A 15,385-nucleotide genomic window follows, 5' to 3' on the forward strand; every position below is an offset into this window, starting at 1 on the left:
AGACACATGACTGTTTACGCGAAGCCGGGAACCGATGGATCGGTGATGAGCTTTGAGTCGCGCTACGACAACTGGATCGGCGGCCAGTGGACCCCGCCGGTCAAGGGTCAGTACTTCGAGAATCCCTCACCGGTCGACGGCAAGGTCTTCTGCGAGGTCGCCCGCTCCACCGCCGAGGACATCGACCTCGCGCTCGACGCCGCCCACAAGGCCGCCCCGCAGTGGGGCAAGGTGTCGGTGGCCGAGCGTTCGCTGGTGCTGCTGCGCATCGCCGACCGCCTCGAGGAGAACCTCGAGAAGATCGCCGTCGCCGAGACCTGGGACAACGGTAAGGCCGTCCGTGAGACCCTGGCCGCCGACATCCCGCTGGCCATCGATCACTTCCGTTACTTCGCCGGCGCCCTGCGTGCCCAGGAGGGCTCGATCTCCGAGGTCGACGAGGACACCGTCGCCTACCACTTCCACGAGCCGCTCGGCGTCGTCGGCCAGATCATCCCGTGGAACTTCCCGATCCTGATGGCCGTGTGGAAGCTGGCCCCGGCGCTGGCCGCAGGCAACGCCGTCGTCCTCAAGCCCGCCGAGCAGACCCCGGCGTCGATCCTCTACCTGATGAGCCTCATCGCCGACCTGCTGCCCGCCGGTGTCATCAACATCGTCAACGGCTTCGGCGTCGAGGCCGGCAAGCCGCTCGCCTCGAGCAACCGCATCCGCAAGATCGCCTTCACCGGTGAGACCACCACCGGCCGCCTGATCATGCAGTACGCCTCGGAGAACCTGATCCCGGTCACCCTGGAACTCGGTGGCAAGAGCCCGAACATCTTCTTCAACGACGTGATGAGCGCCGACGACGGCTTCCTCGATCGCGCCCTCGAGGGCTTCTCGATGTTCGCCCTCAACCAGGGTGAGGTCTGCACCTGCCCGAGCCGCGCGCTGATCCAGGAGAACATCTACGACGACTTCATCGCCAAGGCCGTCGAGCGCGTCAGCAAGATCAAGCAGGGCAACCCGCTCGACACCGAGACCATGATGGGTGCGCAGGCGTCCAACGACCAGTACGAGAAGATCCAGTCGTACCTGGCCATCGGTCAGGAAGAGGGCGCCAAGGTGCTCATCGGTGGCGAGGCCGCCGACCTCGGTGGCGATCTGTCCGGCGGTTACTACATCAAGCCGACCGTCTTCGACGGCCACAACAAGATGCGCATCTTCCAGGAGGAGATCTTCGGCCCGGTGCTGGCCGTGACGACCTTCAAGGACTACGCCGACGCCATCCACATCGCCAACGACACCCTCTACGGCCTCGGTGCCGGTGTGTGGAGCCGTGACGGTGCCACCGCCTACCGCGCGGGCCGCGAGATCCAGGCCGGTCGCGTGTGGACGAACACCTACCACGATTACCCGGCACACGCCGCCTTCGGCGGGTACAAGCAGTCCGGTATCGGCCGCGAAACCCACCTGATGATGCTGGAGCACTACCAGCAGACCAAGAACCTCTTGGTTGGTTACGCTCAGAATGCCAAGGGATTCTTCTGAGAAGTGAGGTAATCGATGACCACCGAACAGCAAGTGCCTGATCGGGTGGTCGCCACAGACGCCGCCGTGCAGCTCCTGACGAAATTGTCGGAGCTGCACGGCGGACTCATGATCCACCAAAGTGGTGGATGCTGTGACGGCTCGGCCCCGATGTGTTATCCGGTCGGGGAATACCGTGTGGGACAACGTGATGTGTTGGTCGGCGAGATCACGCTCCCGGAACCGCTTCCGGCGGTGCGGGTCTGGATCAACGGTGACCAGTTCGAACTCTGGAAGCACACCCAGCTCATCCTCGACGTGGTCAAGGGACGCGGCGCCGGATTCAGTCTCGAATCACCCGAGGGCGTCCGATTCCTTTCCCGGGCACGGGCATTCACCGAGGACGAGAATGTCGTCCTCGAGCAGAATCCGCCGCTGACCGGGGCTGCGGTCGGCGTCTGAATCCACCTCGCCGCCGCGCCGGCCGGTCACCCGGTCGGCGCGGCGGTGTTGGTGTTGGTGCCGGTGGCCGTCTCGTCGAGCCACCAGGCGCGGACCATACCCGCCGGTCGGCCGGGTTCCATGTAGTGCTCGGTACCGAACGCGACGGGGAACACTTCGATCGGTATCTCCAAGAGTTGTTTGACGTCGGTCTGACTGGCGTGACAGGCCAATGCTTCACGTTTGGAGATCACGTCGTCGCCGAGGTCCACGGCCCAATGTAGTTCTGCCTCGGGAGTTCCGATCGGGTTGCCGTCGTCGCCGGCGGTATCCGGGTCGAATCCGTCCATACCCGCCGCGGTGGCGAGCACGAACAGCTGCCGCATCAGGTCGCGGTTCATCGTGACCTCGAGATAGCGGGGCGTCGTCGCCGCGAGGTCGACCGCGGCGCGAGTCGCCTTGTGCAGCATGATGTGATCGGGATGGCCGTAGCCGCCGTGCCAGTCGTATCCGACGACGACGTCGGCGTTCTCCTCGTCGAGGATGTCGGCCAGCCGCCGCGCCGCCTCGGAGAGATCGGCGCGGGAGAACACCCCGTCGGCCTCGTTCTGCGCCCATCCGGTCATCCCGGAGTCGGCGTATCCCAGCCAGACGATCCGTTCGGTGCCGGTGATGGCCGCGGATGCCTCTGCCTCGCCGCGGCGGCGGCTCGCCACCGTCTCGCCGGGGGCGAGATCGTCGGGCACGTCGCCCGGATCGCCGTCGGTGCAATACACGACGACCACCCGGTGCCCCTCACGGGAGGCGCGGATCATGCTGCCCGCGGTGCCGGTTCCCTCGTCGTCGGGGTGGGCGTGGACGAAGACTATGGTGCTCACCGGTCGATCATGTCATCTCGCTGGCGCGGGTGGTTTTGTGCGGAGCGGTGCCTGCGCACTCGAGCGGTCATTGCATAGAGCGCGCGAACTCGGGCGTGCCGCGTGGGTGCGGAACGCCCGCGTGAGCGGAGCCGTCGGTGATGTCCTCACCAGAGATCGAAACCGATGTTGGTGTTGGGGTGGTGGCTGGAGAAGGTGTGGTTGATCCAGTAGTTCTTCGCGAACGGACCGGTCACCCCGGTGTTGGCGATGTTCGTGTTGTGCTGGTTGTTGCTGACCTCGTAGGTCGCGGTGGGTCCGGCGAGCCCCACGCGGTAGGCGACGTGCATGTCGAGGGTGGTGCCGTGCGGTGCGACGGCGGTGACGATCTCGGTGGCACCCGGGGCGAGGGTCTGGCGGGGCGCGTTGACCCAGACGCCGTTGGGGCCGGTGCCGTCGTTGAGGAGGTGTTCGGCCTTGTCAGTGTGGTTGGTGATCGTCATCGCGATGGTCGGCTCGCCGGGGTGGGTGACTGGCAGGGTGCCGGCGTGCGCGGCGGGTGCCGTGAGTGCGAGGGCGCCGGCGGTGAGGCAGGCGAGGCCTACTCCGGCGGCGGCGAAGCGGGGGGTGCTGACGCGGGCGGAGCTGGTCATGAGTGTCTCCTGATCATGAATCACGGTGTCCCGTGCGGATTTCGGTTGGGCCTCGGCGGTGTGGCCCGTGTCCTTCTGACACCGATTACTTTGCCGTGGATGACGCGCCCCGGGGTTCGGCCGACCGGCGGATGCGATGGTGGAAACCGCCCTCCACCGATCGGGGGACCGACTCGTCCCCCGGCGGCTCACCCCTCCGAGGTCACCGGGAGGACGGCGATCGCCACGGTGCCACCGCCGGGGCGGCGGATGATCTCCAGGCTGCCGCCCTGACCCTCCAGACGTGCTCGACGAGAGGCCAATCCGATGTGGCCGTCGGAGATCCGCCGGGCGGCCGCGTCCTCGTCGATGCCGACACCGTCGTCGAGGACGACGAGTCGTGCCTGGCCGCCGTCGAGTTCGGCTGTCACCTCCACCGTGCTCGCACGCGCATGTTTGACGACGTTGGTGAGCAGTTCACGGGCGGTCGAGAAGAGCACCGAGTCGGCGGGAGTGGTGGTGCCGGCGGGCCAGCCGGCGGTGTCGACGGCGATGTGCATGCCGGAACGGTGCTCGATCGAGCGGGTCAGGTCGGTCAGTGCGACCGCGAGCCCGGACTGCTCCAGGACGGCCGGGTGGAGCTCCCCGAGGGTGGACCGCAGGAGTTGACCCGACTCGCGTAGCGCCTCGTCGATGCGGGCGAGCGTCCGCGGGTCGACGGTGTCACCGGCGCGGAGTGTGGCCAGCTCCTGGCGTGCCCCGAGGACATACTGCAGCGCTCCGTCGTGCAGGTGTTCGGCCAGGTCGCGGCGTTCGCGTTGCTCGATCTGGATCACGTCGTCGAGAAGACGTGCGCGGGCCGCCGCGAGCGAACCGATCGTCACCACCCGGGACCGTTGCAGACGCGAGAGGGCCACGGCGCCGACGGCAAGCGTCGCCAGGGCCACGGTGCTCAGCAGGATGTACGACCACGGGCGGCCGTTGGGGTCCTTGGCGAGCGCGCTGGCGACGAAGAACACCACGACGGTCGGGATCATCACCGTCGCACAGACCACCGGCCGCAACCCGACCGCCGCGATCATCGGCACCACGAAGAATCCGGCGACGAGAATATCGGCGGTCCAACTTGTCTCATCGGATTCACCGGCGATCAGGGTGACCGCCACCAGCACCGCGAGGTCGACGAACAACGCCGTCCACGACCAGCGGATGACGTCCATGCCGCCGCGCGGCGCGAGGACAACACCCATCGCCGCCCACACCGCATACGCGGCGGCGATGGCGATGCAGGCCACCGCATGCTCCGCGGGGGCGTCGACGGTGACGGTGAGCAGGACGAAGACCGCGAGCAGCAGACGCAGCGCCACCTGGATGCGGACCCCGTGCAGGGCGTTGTCCACCAGGATGCGGGAGATGCGGCGTTCGTCGGCGAGCTCGGCGAGGCCCAGGAGTGGTGCCGCGTGGGCCGGTCCGTCGGCCGACGTCACTCGAGGAGCCCGCGTCGCATGCCTTCGGCGACCGCGGCCGCGCGGTCGGAGACGCCGAGCTTCTCGTACAGATGCTGGGTGTGGGTCTTGACCGTCGACGCGCCGATATACAGTTCGGCGGCGAGTTGCGGAATGGACAGGCCGCGCGCGAAGCCGTCGAGCACCTGGCGTTCACGTTCGCTGAGGATCGGGGCGTCCGAGGTCGCCCGGGACCGGATCTCGCCCACCAGACCGGCGGCCAATTCCGGTGGAACCACCGTCTCGCCCTTGGCCACTCGCGTGACGGCGCCGACGATCTCGTCGCGGTCGGCGTCCTTGGCGAGATAGCCCGATGCGCCCTGCTCGAGCGCCCGGAACACGATGGGTGCGTCGGTGAGCGCCGAGAGCAGCAACACCTTGGTGGCCAGTCCGTCCCGGGTGACCGCGTGTGCGACGTCGGCGCCGGTCATGCCGGGCATCTGGTAGTCGACGACCGCCACGTCGGGCAGTTCCCGTTTGATCAGGGCGAGCCCGGTCTCACCGTCGGACGCCTCCCCCAGCACGCGGATGCGTCCGCTCTGCGTCAGCCCGCGGGCCACGCCGTCGCGGAAGAACGGGTGATCGTCGATCACGACGGCCGTCACCAGAGGATCCATTCGCCCAGGGTATTCGCCCGGGAGACCCGAGGCGGGCCGTCGCGCGAAATCGGGCGGTGAAACGATTGCGGGCGGGCGACGCTCCGGACCACGGTGTCGCGGCTTCGGTGGCTCCCGGCGTCAGGGATAGAAGATCCGAGAGCGGATACTGCCCCGGATACGGCTGACGAGATTGCCGGTGACCCAGGCCCATTCGCCTCGACGGCGCCGTGACCACGCCCACGGCCACAGCGGACACAACGCGATGACGACTCCGGCGTGGATCGGCAGCCACCACCACTGCCGGCCGGGGGCGCCGTACTGCTTGGCCACGCGGGCCTCCTCGCGACCGTAGTCGATCACCTGATGCCAGGTGTCGACGATGTCGGTGCGGTACCGGTATGCAACCATCGCGTCGGGGGCGAAGCCGAATCGGAATCCGGCTTCCTGGATACGCCAACAGAACTCGATGTCGCTGCCCGCCGTCGGGTAGGTTTCGTCCCAGCCGCCGACCGCGTCGAACACTGCGCGCCGCACACCCAGGTTGCAGCCGATGGTCATCGGCAGATGACGCCCGAGCACGACCGGCTCCGACGGGTCGGGCAGGGCGCGCCAGGCCGCTACCACGGGATCGTTGAGGGTGTCGCCTTCCAGCGGCCCGCCGACGAGATCGGCATTGCGGCCCACATCGGAGAGGGCGCGCAACCACGAGGAGTGCACCGCGTCATCCTGATCGCAGTAGGCGATGAAGTCGTGTGCGGCGCAGTGCGTACCGACATTGCGGGCGTGCGACGTGCCGGCGACATCGGACGAGTCGACCCACCGCAGCGACAACCGCTCCCGCAGGGGATGGGTGTCGACGTGCCGACGTAACGCGGCACTTCCCTCGTTATCGCTGATGATCACCTCGAAGTCCCCGGTGTAATCCTGACGCGCCAGGGCCCACAACTGGACGTCGAGGTCCGGCAACCCCTGATAACAGGCGATGACGACCGACACGCTCATCGCAGCAACTCCCGCAGGTCGTCGACGCGCAGGTCGTCGACGCCGGATGCGGCCACTGCCCGCAGAATGGTGAGCAGTCCGTCGACGACCGCCGCCGCGGTGGCGTCATAGTGGCGGGCCAGCGGATACAGCAACGTGCCGGTGATGTCTGCCGGGCGGTCACCGTCGCGGAGTTCCACCAGGGTGAACTCCAGATCGTGTTTGGCGACCGTGTTGTCCGCTGGTTCCCGCGCGACCAGGATGCCACCGAGATCGATGGCGGCCGTGTCGGTCTGCCCGAGCTCGGCCTGCTGCAGGATGAGGGTCGCGGCGAAGAGCGGATCGCCGGACGGTCCGGCCGGGGCGCGTCGCAGGCCCCACTCGTCAATCAGATCGGGCACCGAGATGTCGGGATGGGCCAGACCGCCCGCGAGTTGCCGCGCGACCTCGCGCATCAAGTCGACCATCGGCATGGCGTCGTCGACGTCGAGGCGCATCGGGAGGTCCTCGGCGAAGTTGCCGACCACCCCGTCCAGCACCGGATGTGGCCGATTGGCGTTCGCGGTGGCGACGTGTACGTCGGCGGGCCGGTGCGTTCGGCGAGGATCACCGCGAATGCTGCCTGCAGGACCGACAACAGCCCGACGCGGGCCGAGCGGGCACGTCGCTCCAGGGTCGCGTGCAGATCGGCATCGATCCCGAATTGCGTGGTCGCGCCGCGTGAATCCCATTCCGACAACGGCGCGCGGTGGTATGACGGAGGCGTCCCGGGCGCGGTCCCCGGCGCCGGCATGCGATCACCGAACACGTTTGACCAGTGGGTGAGTTGACGCGCGTAGCGGGGTGAGGCGTAACAGTTGCACCCGAATCGGCGCGGCAGACACCACATCCAGTGGTGCCCAGGCAATTTCGGCGGTGACGCCGGGGAGGTCGGCCTCGGTGATGTCCCGCGGCACCACGCCGTCGTCGACGATGCCGGTGACCGCCGACGTCGGGAGGATGTGTAGTTCGGGGCCGTTCCCGTTGTCGCGGTGACAGGTTCGCAGGGTCTCATGATGGTCGACGATGTCGAGAACCGCCCCGCGCAGGGCGTCGACGTCGAGGGGGCCGGTGAAGCGCAGGGCGATCGGCACATTCCAGTCGTGGCCGGCGCCGGCCCGTACGGCCTCCCAGATCCGGCGTTGCGCCGGCGCCAACGGCACCGGGGACCGGTCGTCGGTCCGGACCAGCGCGGGCCCTTCCGCGGACTCCTCCGGTGTGCCGGCCGTAATGGCCTCGGCGAGGTCCTCGACATCGATCCTGTCGAACAACAATCGCACCGGAACTGCCACGCCCAGTGCGGATTCCAGTGCCACCGCCACCCGCGTCGCCGACAGCGAGGTGCCGCCGACGGCGAAGAAGTTGTCGGACAGGCCCACTCGGCCCGCTCCGGTCACCTCGGCGATGACATCGGCCACCCGGTGTTGGAGAGCGGTCTGCGGTGCGACGTAGGACCGTTCGGCCGGTTCGGGGTGGGGGAGTCGGGCGCGATCCACCTTGCCGTTGGAGGTGTAGGGCACGGCATCGATGCGGTGGAGTTCCGGACGCAGGTAGGCGGGAAGCAGTCGCGAGGCGTCCCACCGGACCAGGGTGAGTGACAACGACTCTCCGGTCACGAAGCCGACCAGACGAGCGTTGCCGTCGGGTCCGGGAATCGCGGTCACCACCGCGTCGTCGACGCCGGTGCAGCTGCGCAACGCGGCCTCGACCTCACCGGGTTCGATGCGGAATCCGTTGATCTTCAGCTGCCGGTCGGTGCGGCCGAGGTACTTCAGGTTCCCGTCGCCACGCAGTCGGACCCGGTCGCCGGTCCGATACATCCGGGCGCCCGGGCCGTGGGCCGGTCCGAACGGGTCTGGCACGAATGTGGTTGCGGTGAGCGCAGGTTCGCCGTAATAGCCGCGGGCCAGTTGGATGCCGCCGAGATACAGTTCGCCGGCCGAGCCGGGTGGCACCGGCTGCAGGCGCTCGTCGAGGATGCGGATGGTGACCGACGGCTGCGGTGTGCCGATGGCCACCCGCCGCCGTTCATCGGTAAAGGTAAGCCTACACTGCGGAAACTGTCCGTGGTCGCCGGTACAGCATTGCGCGTGAGTTAGGCGGAGGTAGTCCATGAAGGTTTGTGTCGTCGGAGCGGGCCCCTGCGGCCTGACGACCATCAAACAACTCCGCGACGAAGGACATGAGGTCGTCTGCTTCGACAAGAACGCCGACATCGGCGGCATCTGGCTCCGGCACGCCGGCGACGATGACGAGATGAAGGCCTTCGACAACCTGATGCTCACCATCTCGATGAAACTGATGGCCTACTCCGACCATCCGTTCAAGGGTGGCCGGGTCTTCTACTCACGCAAGCAGTATCACGGCTACCTGCGCGACTACGCCGACCGCTTCCGGCTGCGCGATCACATCCGGTTCGGCAGCGAGGTCACCGACGTCCGCAAGACCGGCAGGTCGTGGACGGGGTCGGTGCGCCGTGGCGGTGTCGAGTCGAGCGAAGAGTCCGGCGCCGTCGCGATCTGCTCCGGCCCGTTCAAGACCCCCAACCGTGCCATCGCCGGTCTCGAGGGTTTCGACGGTGAGATCGTGCACTCCGCGCAGTACCGCAACAACGAACGCTTCCGGGGCAAGCGCGTCCTGATCGTCGGCCTCGCCGAATCCGGCGCCGACATCGTCCGCGAGATCGGCGACGTCGCCGAGTCCGCCACGCTGTCGATCCGTTCCTACACGTGGCTGCTGCCCCGGGTGTTCGAGGGGGACAAGACCACCGACTACGGCACGGTCCGCTCCCACCATCACGAGATGCTGCGTCGCTCAACGGATTACCCGTTCCCGCTGGAGACGTTCTGGGGACGCAACCGGTTCGCCAAAGCGGTGTTCCTGGTGGCCTCGGTGATCCTCGGGTTCATCACGGCCGGCGTCGGCGGGCTGCGCGGTGAACTCGCCCGCCGGGCCGGACGGACACCGGACGAACCCGCCCTCAATCCCATGGGTGAGCCGATCCACCCGTTCAAGATGGATCTGGGAACGGTTGAGGACGAAGCGAATTGGGAGATGCTGCGGACCTGGAACCGGCGTTCGCATCCCGACGGGAGTTGGATCCAGCGGGGAATCTTCTGCAAGAACGTCACCTTCATCCCGAGCCTCGTGTCCGGGAAGGTCACGCTCAACGACGCCGGGATCGATCGGTCCGACGGCAAGAAGATCTTCTTCAAGGATGCGACGGCCGCCGACTTCGACACCGTCGTGCTGTGCACCGGGTTCACCACCGAACGACTCGCGATCGGCGACCTGACGGTCCGTGACAGCAATGTCCGCAACCTCTACAAGCATTCCATTCCGCCGGAGCACGACGGGACCGCCGCGTTCATCGGGTTCGTGCGGCCCTTCTCCGGTGGTATCCCGATCTGCGCGGAGATGCAGGCCCGCTACTTCGCGCGACTGTGCAGCGGAAAGCAGAAGCTGCCGGCGGACGTCGCCGATCGCATCCTGCGCGAGAAGCAGTGGGAGGAGTACTGGACCGCGCTGAGTCCCCGGCACACCGAATCGATTCCCTCGCAGGTGGTCTACCTGGATTCGATCGCGAAGGAGATGGGTGTCCTGGTCCCGATGTGGCGGATGCTGATCAGCCCGAAGCTGTTCAAGCAGTTGTGGTTCGGCAGTTTCAATCAGTCGTGCTACCGGATCGTCGGCCCCCACAATCTCGGGAAGGCCGCCCTCGAGGATCTCTACGCCGAGCCGGTCGGCCGACTCCGGAACGCGGTGTGGGACATGTCGCTGCTGCAACTGATGCCGAAGAACGTGCATCCCAAACACATGATGTGAGGCGGCTGTGTCCGGAATCGGGGGCCGGGGGTGCCAAACGGTCGGTGGCCGGTCGGCGGGCGAATTAGACTCACCGCCATGAACTGCCGACGCCCCATCGTGCATCCGAGGCGGGCGCGGTGACCTCGTGGTTCACCCGCACCATCGTCGACCCGGGGCGGCTGCCGCTGTTCGTCTTCCTGGTCGCGTTCATCCTCACCTTCCTGTTCATCCGATTCAGCGTCCGGATGATTCGGGCGCAGGTGCGGTGGTGGCCGGGCAACGTGACCCCCGGTGGTCTGCATCTGCATCACGAGTTCTTCGGCGTCATCGTGATGACGCTGTCCGGGTTCGGGCTGATCTCCGTGTCACGGTTCGACACCCCGATCGCAGACGCGGTGCTCGCGTCGTTGTTCGGCGTCGGATGTGCGCTGGTGCTCGACGAGTTCGCGTTGATCCTGCATCTGCGGGACGTCTACTGGGAGAAGGAAGGACGCGCGTCGGTGGACGCGGTGTTCGTCGCCATCGCGATCGGGCTGCTGTTCCTGATGGGGTTTCGTCCGCTCGACTTCTCCTCGGCGGTGGGCGAATTCCGTGACGACCCGGATGTGGTGCGTCGGATCATCGTCGTGGTGGGCATCGCGGTCAACGTGGTGCTGGCGATCATCACCCTGGTGAAGGGCAAGTTGTGGACCGGGCTCATCGGGATGTTCATCCCGGTCCTGCTGGTCGTCGGCGCCGTCAGGGTGGCGCGACCGGCCTCCCCGTGGGCGCGTTGGTTCTACGGCAGTCGAGACGGTAAGCACCAGAAGGCCATCCGGCGTGAGCGACGACTGCGTGAACCGATGATCCGGTGGAAGATTGTCGTGCAGGAGGCGCTCGCAGGCAGATTCGGGGTGCCCGACGCCCCGCCGGTGTCGCAACCGGTCGCGCCGGTACCCGCCCCGATCGCGCAATCCCCGTCCGTGCAGGTGCCCAACCGGATCGCCACCGCCATCCGCTGGCGCCGCATCCGACGGGAACTGAAAGTGGTGCCGACCTGGCGGCTTCCGGTGATCCTGGTGATGCTGGCCATCATCGCGGCGATCGCGTGCGTGACCATCGACGAAAACCTGGGTCTCGACGTCGATTCCGGCACCCTGGCAACCGTGCTCGGGGTGATCGCCGGTGCGACCGCCACCCTCACCGGTCTGGTCTTCACCGCGGTGACCCTCGCGATGCAGTTCGGGGCGTCGCAGATCTCGGTGCGGGTGATCCCGATGCTGCAGCGCGAACCGGTGATGCGCTGGTCCATCGGCTTCTTTCTGGCGACCTTCGTGTTCAGCGTGATCATAGCGATGGACCTGGCGTTGTCGGGGCCCGGTGACGGCACCCCCGGCGTGTCGACCGCCATCGCGGCCTTCCTCACCGTGGTGTCGGCGATCCTGTTCATCGCCTTGGTGACCAAGGTCGGCTCGGTACTGAACTCCGCCCAGTTGCTGCGGTGGATTGCCGCCGACGGACGTTCGGCGATCCGGCGGCAGTATCCCGTCGTCGGTGGGCAGACCGTGGACCACGGCTCCGATGTCGACGAATGGGGCGGTGCCGCAGCGGCACCGCGGACCGTCATCACGCTTCCGGAACTCGGTGCCCGCGGTCGGATCCTCCTGGCCGTCAATGTGCCGATGCTGGAGCGGTACGCCGCGTCGCGGCAGGTGCGATTCGACCTGCTGGTCCGGGTGGGCGACAACGTATCCCACAACGTCGGGGTGATCGCCGTCATCGGGCGAACCGACGGCGGCGACGAGGGCAGCGATGCGGATTTTCAGCGTAAAGTGCTGGGCTCCCTGTTCTTCGGCGACACCCATCAGCCGTCGGTGAGTCCGGCGGCGGCACTGCAGGCGATCACCGACATCGCGCTCAAGGCGATCTCCACCGCGGGCAATGATCCGAGCAGTGCGGTTCTGGCCCTCGATCACATCGAGGATCTGTTACTGATGCTGGCACCACGCGTGCGCGCGGCAAGCCAGTCGAGGTTCGTGCGTGGCTACCGGCGCAGTTGGGCCGACTACGTGGCCATCGGCACCGACGAGATCCGCCGCCACAGCCATGGCCAGGCGCAGGTACACCGTCGGCTACGCGCCCTCTACGAAACGCTCGCCGCGCAGTGCGCCGACGATCAGCAATCGCCGATTCTCGAACGACTCGAGGCCCTCGATATGCAACTCGCCCAGGAATGGACGGTGCCGCTCGACCGTCGGCTCGCCGCCGACCCCGACCGGCAGGGATACGGCTCCGAACGGGGTGCGGCACTGTAGCCGCCAGCGAGCGAGCAGACACCGAGCGCCCCAAACCCGTGACGGGCTGGGGCGCTTGATGGTTGACGGATCGACGCGTGTGTCAGCGATCCGTGCACACCGACCGTGCGATGTGGCCGGGGACGCCGGCGCCGAGCTTGCGCAACGCTGCACGACGCGCCCCTTCGTGGGTGTCGTACCCGCGTGCCCAGGCGACGGACTCGCCGTCGTCGGAGTAGGCGACCGCACCGCAGGAGTTGTAGAAGGTGAAGTAGCCGCAGTCCTCGCCGCACTGCGCCTCGACCACGTCGGTCGCCGCCTGCGCCGTCGGGTAGTTCCAGGCCGCGGCGGTTCCGCCGTAGTTGTCGTAGGCGATGGCGCCGAAGTTGTAGTCGTAGGCTGCGGCCGGCGCGGCCGGAGACAGGGCCAGGCCGACGCCGGTGAGCGAAACGGTCAGCGTCAGGGCGGCGAGGATGCGTCGTGCGAACATGCCGGGGACGTTAACAACGAATCCTCAGGTGTTTCTCATCGCGCGCGGCGCGTGTCATTTGGCCGAGCGAGGGTGTCGAGCCGATCGGGTGCTGCCGTCCGAGACGTCCTGGTGCCCAGCGTTACTTGCGGCCGCCGAGAATTCCGCCGAGCAGATCCCCGAGGCCGCCGCCCGAGCCGCCCTTCGAGCCACCACCGAGAACACCACCGAGAATGGATCCGAGCCCGCCGCCCGCGCCGCCACCGAGGGCGCCGCCGAGGATGGAGCCGAGGTCTCCGGCACCGCCGGACGCGGTGGTGGACGATGCGCCACCCCTGTTGAGGATCTTCGACGCCAGGTAACTCATGACGATGGGGGCGAGGATGGGCAGCAGCTTCTTGACGAGGCCCTGATCCACCGCGGCGGCCGGGACCTGATCACTCAGGGCGGTGGCCACCGAGTCGGTCTTGTCGCCGAAGATGTGCGAGACGATCTTGTCGCCGTCGGCGGTGTCGACATCGTCGAGATTGATGGTGCCCTGCGCGAGGTCGTTGTCGTGGGCAGACAACGCGGTGGCGATGCCCTGTGCCGAGGACTCGTCGGCGGACTGATGTTGCAGACCGCCCACAAGGGCCGGAAGGGCTTGCGCGACAGCGGAACGCGCGGTGGTCTCGTCGACGCCGAGTTGGCCGGCGATGTCGCCGATGGGGAGGCGGGACATCAGGTCGTCGATGTCGGACACGTCGATTCTCCTTGGGTTGGGGTGTGGGGTCAGGGCGTGTTGGTTCGGGGCGTCGTCACGGATTGGGAGATGAACGAGGCGGCGCTGCGCAGCGCATGGCCGGATTCGGGTGAGAGGCGCGGGAACATCTGGAAGACGTGCCCCTGCCCGGCCCACGATTCGATCCGTGCGTTGGCACCGGCGTCGGTCAGCATCTGGTGATAGTTACGCGCGTCCTGGCCCATCACCTCAAGACCGCCATACTGGATCAATGTGCGCGGCAACGGTGTTCGATCATCCACACTGATGCGCATGCGGGGGTGGTCGGGATCGGCGTCGCCGGTGTAGAGCCGCAGGATCTTGCGTGCCCCGATCGCGTCGATGATCGGGTCGCGTGCGCCGGCGCGCTGGTGGGCGACGGCGGTGTCGAAGGTGGGGTCGAACAGTGGTGAGAAGAGCGTCATCGCGGCCGGTTGCGGAGTACCGGTGCGCTGATTGTCGGCGAGGAGGTCGAGCGCGAGATGCCCGCCCGCGGAATCGCCGGCCACAATGATCTGCTCGGCATCGATGTCCTGGGACAGTAGCCAGTGATATCCGCGGATCGCGTCGTCGCCGCCGGCCGGCCACCGGTACTCGGGTGCGAGTCGGTAGGCGAGGCTGAAGGCCAGACATCCGGTCCGTCGGCTCAACCGGGCGACGAGCCCGCGATGGGTGCGCGTCGAGCAGACGACGTATCCGCTGCCGTGGAGGTAATAGATCACCGGCCGATCGCGGCCGATGGTCAGGTGCACGCCGTGCCGGCTGCTGTCGCCGACCCATTCGCCGCGGACCTGACCGCCCTCGAATCGCGTCGCGACGGGCCGGGTGACGACGCGTTCCGGGATCGGACTCATGACCTCCAGTGCCCGGTTCAGTCCCGGTCGGGTTGTGCGGATGACCTGCGCGGTGACGGCGGGGGAGCCGTAGCGGGCACCCGCCATCAGTGGGCGGGTGACCCGTCGCAGATACGAGTTGAGTGCCAGCGTCCGCCGCGACGCGAGGGCCGAAGAGGGATGCCGGTCGTCAATCGGGGCGTCGTGGGTGTCCGTGGTGGCGGGATCGTTGGTGTCGGGCAGCTCCGCCGCGGCACCTGACGTGGGGTTCACAAACGCGACACTATGCCTGCGTAGCCCTTCGGTGGGGGAAATCGGGCGCTGTCAGTGCGAAACCGAGCGCTGTCAACGTGGGGGTGAGCGCTGTCAGTGGGGTGGCGGGCGCTGCCAGTGGGGGAGAGCGCTGTCGGCGAGGACCTTGGGGAGGACACGCAATGCCTCATACGCTGCGTGGACGGCATCGTTGTGGTAACCGGATTTCGATACTGGGTACCCGCCGTGAGAAAATAATCGACAATGCTCAGCGAGCAGGGTGAGTCCTGCCCGACAACTGATGTCGGGTGGAATCAGTCAGCAATGGCGCTGACCCTCGGGACGCCACCGCTTGACCCTCGACAATGCCCAGGTCAGCCCACCAACCGGGGCGTGTCGAGACGGGGTCGGGGGTGTCGAGTCCGCAC

Annotated in this window: 14 protein-coding genes; 4 read left to right on the forward strand and 10 right to left on the reverse strand. The window is 67.4% G+C overall.

Features of this window, described 5'->3' with window-relative positions; genetic code table 11:
- Nucleotides 1-6: 6 nt before the first annotated feature.
- Nucleotides 7-1,530, forward strand: coding sequence for an acetaldehyde dehydrogenase ExaC (gene exaC, locus ACWDPV_RS08120; RefSeq protein ID WP_449742517.1), 1,524 nt, complete (start codon nt 7-9; stop codon nt 1,528-1,530).
- A gap of 15 nt (nt 1,531-1,545) precedes the next feature.
- Nucleotides 1,546-1,971 (forward strand): DUF779 domain-containing protein, encoded by a 426-nt coding sequence (locus tag ACWDPV_RS08125; RefSeq protein ID WP_348805666.1) that lies wholly within the window; start codon nt 1,546-1,548, stop codon nt 1,969-1,971.
- Nucleotides 1,972-1,997: 26 nt separating this feature from the next.
- On the opposite strand, the gene ACWDPV_RS08130 is transcribed toward ACWDPV_RS08125, so the two are convergent.
- The 7 genes from ACWDPV_RS08130 to ACWDPV_RS08160 form a co-directional block, all read right to left on the reverse strand.
- Nucleotides 1,998-2,828, reverse strand: coding sequence for a PIG-L deacetylase family protein (locus tag ACWDPV_RS08130; RefSeq protein ID WP_449742518.1), 831 nt, complete (start codon nt 2,826-2,828; stop codon nt 1,998-2,000).
- 146 nt (nt 2,829-2,974) lie between these two features.
- Nucleotides 2,975-3,460 carry a hypothetical protein gene (locus tag ACWDPV_RS08135; protein WP_449742519.1) on the reverse strand — a complete coding sequence of 162 codons (486 nt, stop codon included), beginning with the start codon at nt 3,458-3,460 and terminating at the stop codon, nt 2,975-2,977.
- 188 nt (nt 3,461-3,648) lie between these two features.
- Complete coding sequence (locus ACWDPV_RS08140; RefSeq protein ID WP_449742520.1) at nt 3,649-4,926, reverse strand: sensor histidine kinase; 1,278 nt, start codon at nt 4,924-4,926, stop codon at nt 3,649-3,651.
- Nucleotides 4,923-5,561, reverse strand: a complete 639-nt coding sequence (locus tag ACWDPV_RS08145; protein ID WP_449742521.1) for a response regulator — start codon at nt 5,559-5,561, stop codon at nt 4,923-4,925. Before ACWDPV_RS08145 ends, ACWDPV_RS08140 begins: the two co-directional genes overlap by 4 nt.
- Nucleotides 5,562-5,681: 120 nt before the next feature.
- Nucleotides 5,682-6,545, reverse strand: a complete 864-nt coding sequence (locus ACWDPV_RS08150; protein WP_449742522.1) for a glycosyltransferase family 2 protein — start codon at nt 6,543-6,545, stop codon at nt 5,682-5,684.
- The gene (locus tag ACWDPV_RS08155; protein ID WP_449742523.1) at nt 6,542-7,255 is read right to left on the reverse strand and encodes a condensation domain-containing protein; all 714 of its coding nucleotides are present in this window, start codon (nt 7,253-7,255) and stop codon (nt 6,542-6,544) included. The genes ACWDPV_RS08150 and ACWDPV_RS08155 overlap by 4 nt, the downstream gene beginning before the upstream one ends.
- Nucleotides 7,256-7,321: 66 nt before the next feature.
- Nucleotides 7,322-8,788, reverse strand: coding sequence for a phosphopantetheine-binding protein (locus tag ACWDPV_RS08160; protein WP_449742524.1), 1,467 nt, complete (start codon nt 8,786-8,788; stop codon nt 7,322-7,324).
- Here ACWDPV_RS08160 and ACWDPV_RS08165 point away from each other — a divergent pair.
- Together ACWDPV_RS08165 and ACWDPV_RS08170 are read left to right on the forward strand one after the other, a co-directional pair.
- A complete protein-coding gene (locus ACWDPV_RS08165) occupies nt 8,676-10,388 on the forward strand; it encodes a flavin-containing monooxygenase (RefSeq protein ID WP_449742525.1) in 1,713 nt (570 codons plus the stop codon). The genes ACWDPV_RS08160 and ACWDPV_RS08165 overlap by 113 nt on opposite strands.
- 119 nt (nt 10,389-10,507) lie before the next feature.
- Nucleotides 10,508-12,664 (forward strand): DUF2254 family protein, encoded by a 2,157-nt coding sequence (locus ACWDPV_RS08170; RefSeq protein ID WP_449742526.1) that lies wholly within the window; start codon nt 10,508-10,510, stop codon nt 12,662-12,664.
- 82 nt (nt 12,665-12,746) lie between these two features.
- On the opposite strand, the gene ACWDPV_RS08175 is transcribed toward ACWDPV_RS08170, so the two are convergent.
- The 3 genes from ACWDPV_RS08175 to ACWDPV_RS08185 form a co-directional block, all read right to left on the reverse strand.
- The gene (locus ACWDPV_RS08175; protein ID WP_449742527.1) at nt 12,747-13,133 is read right to left on the reverse strand and encodes a DUF4189 domain-containing protein; all 387 of its coding nucleotides are present in this window, start codon (nt 13,131-13,133) and stop codon (nt 12,747-12,749) included.
- 121 nt (nt 13,134-13,254) lie between these two features.
- Nucleotides 13,255-13,854 (reverse strand): DUF937 domain-containing protein, encoded by a 600-nt coding sequence (locus ACWDPV_RS08180; protein WP_449742528.1) that lies wholly within the window; start codon nt 13,852-13,854, stop codon nt 13,255-13,257.
- 29 nt (nt 13,855-13,883) lie between these two features.
- Nucleotides 13,884-14,978 (reverse strand): alpha/beta hydrolase, encoded by a 1,095-nt coding sequence (locus ACWDPV_RS08185; RefSeq protein ID WP_449742529.1) that lies wholly within the window; start codon nt 14,976-14,978, stop codon nt 13,884-13,886.
- Between the last annotated feature and the right edge of the window lie 407 nt (nt 14,979-15,385).

The sequence above is a fragment of the Gordonia sp. NPDC003504 genome, from assembly GCF_053587995.1.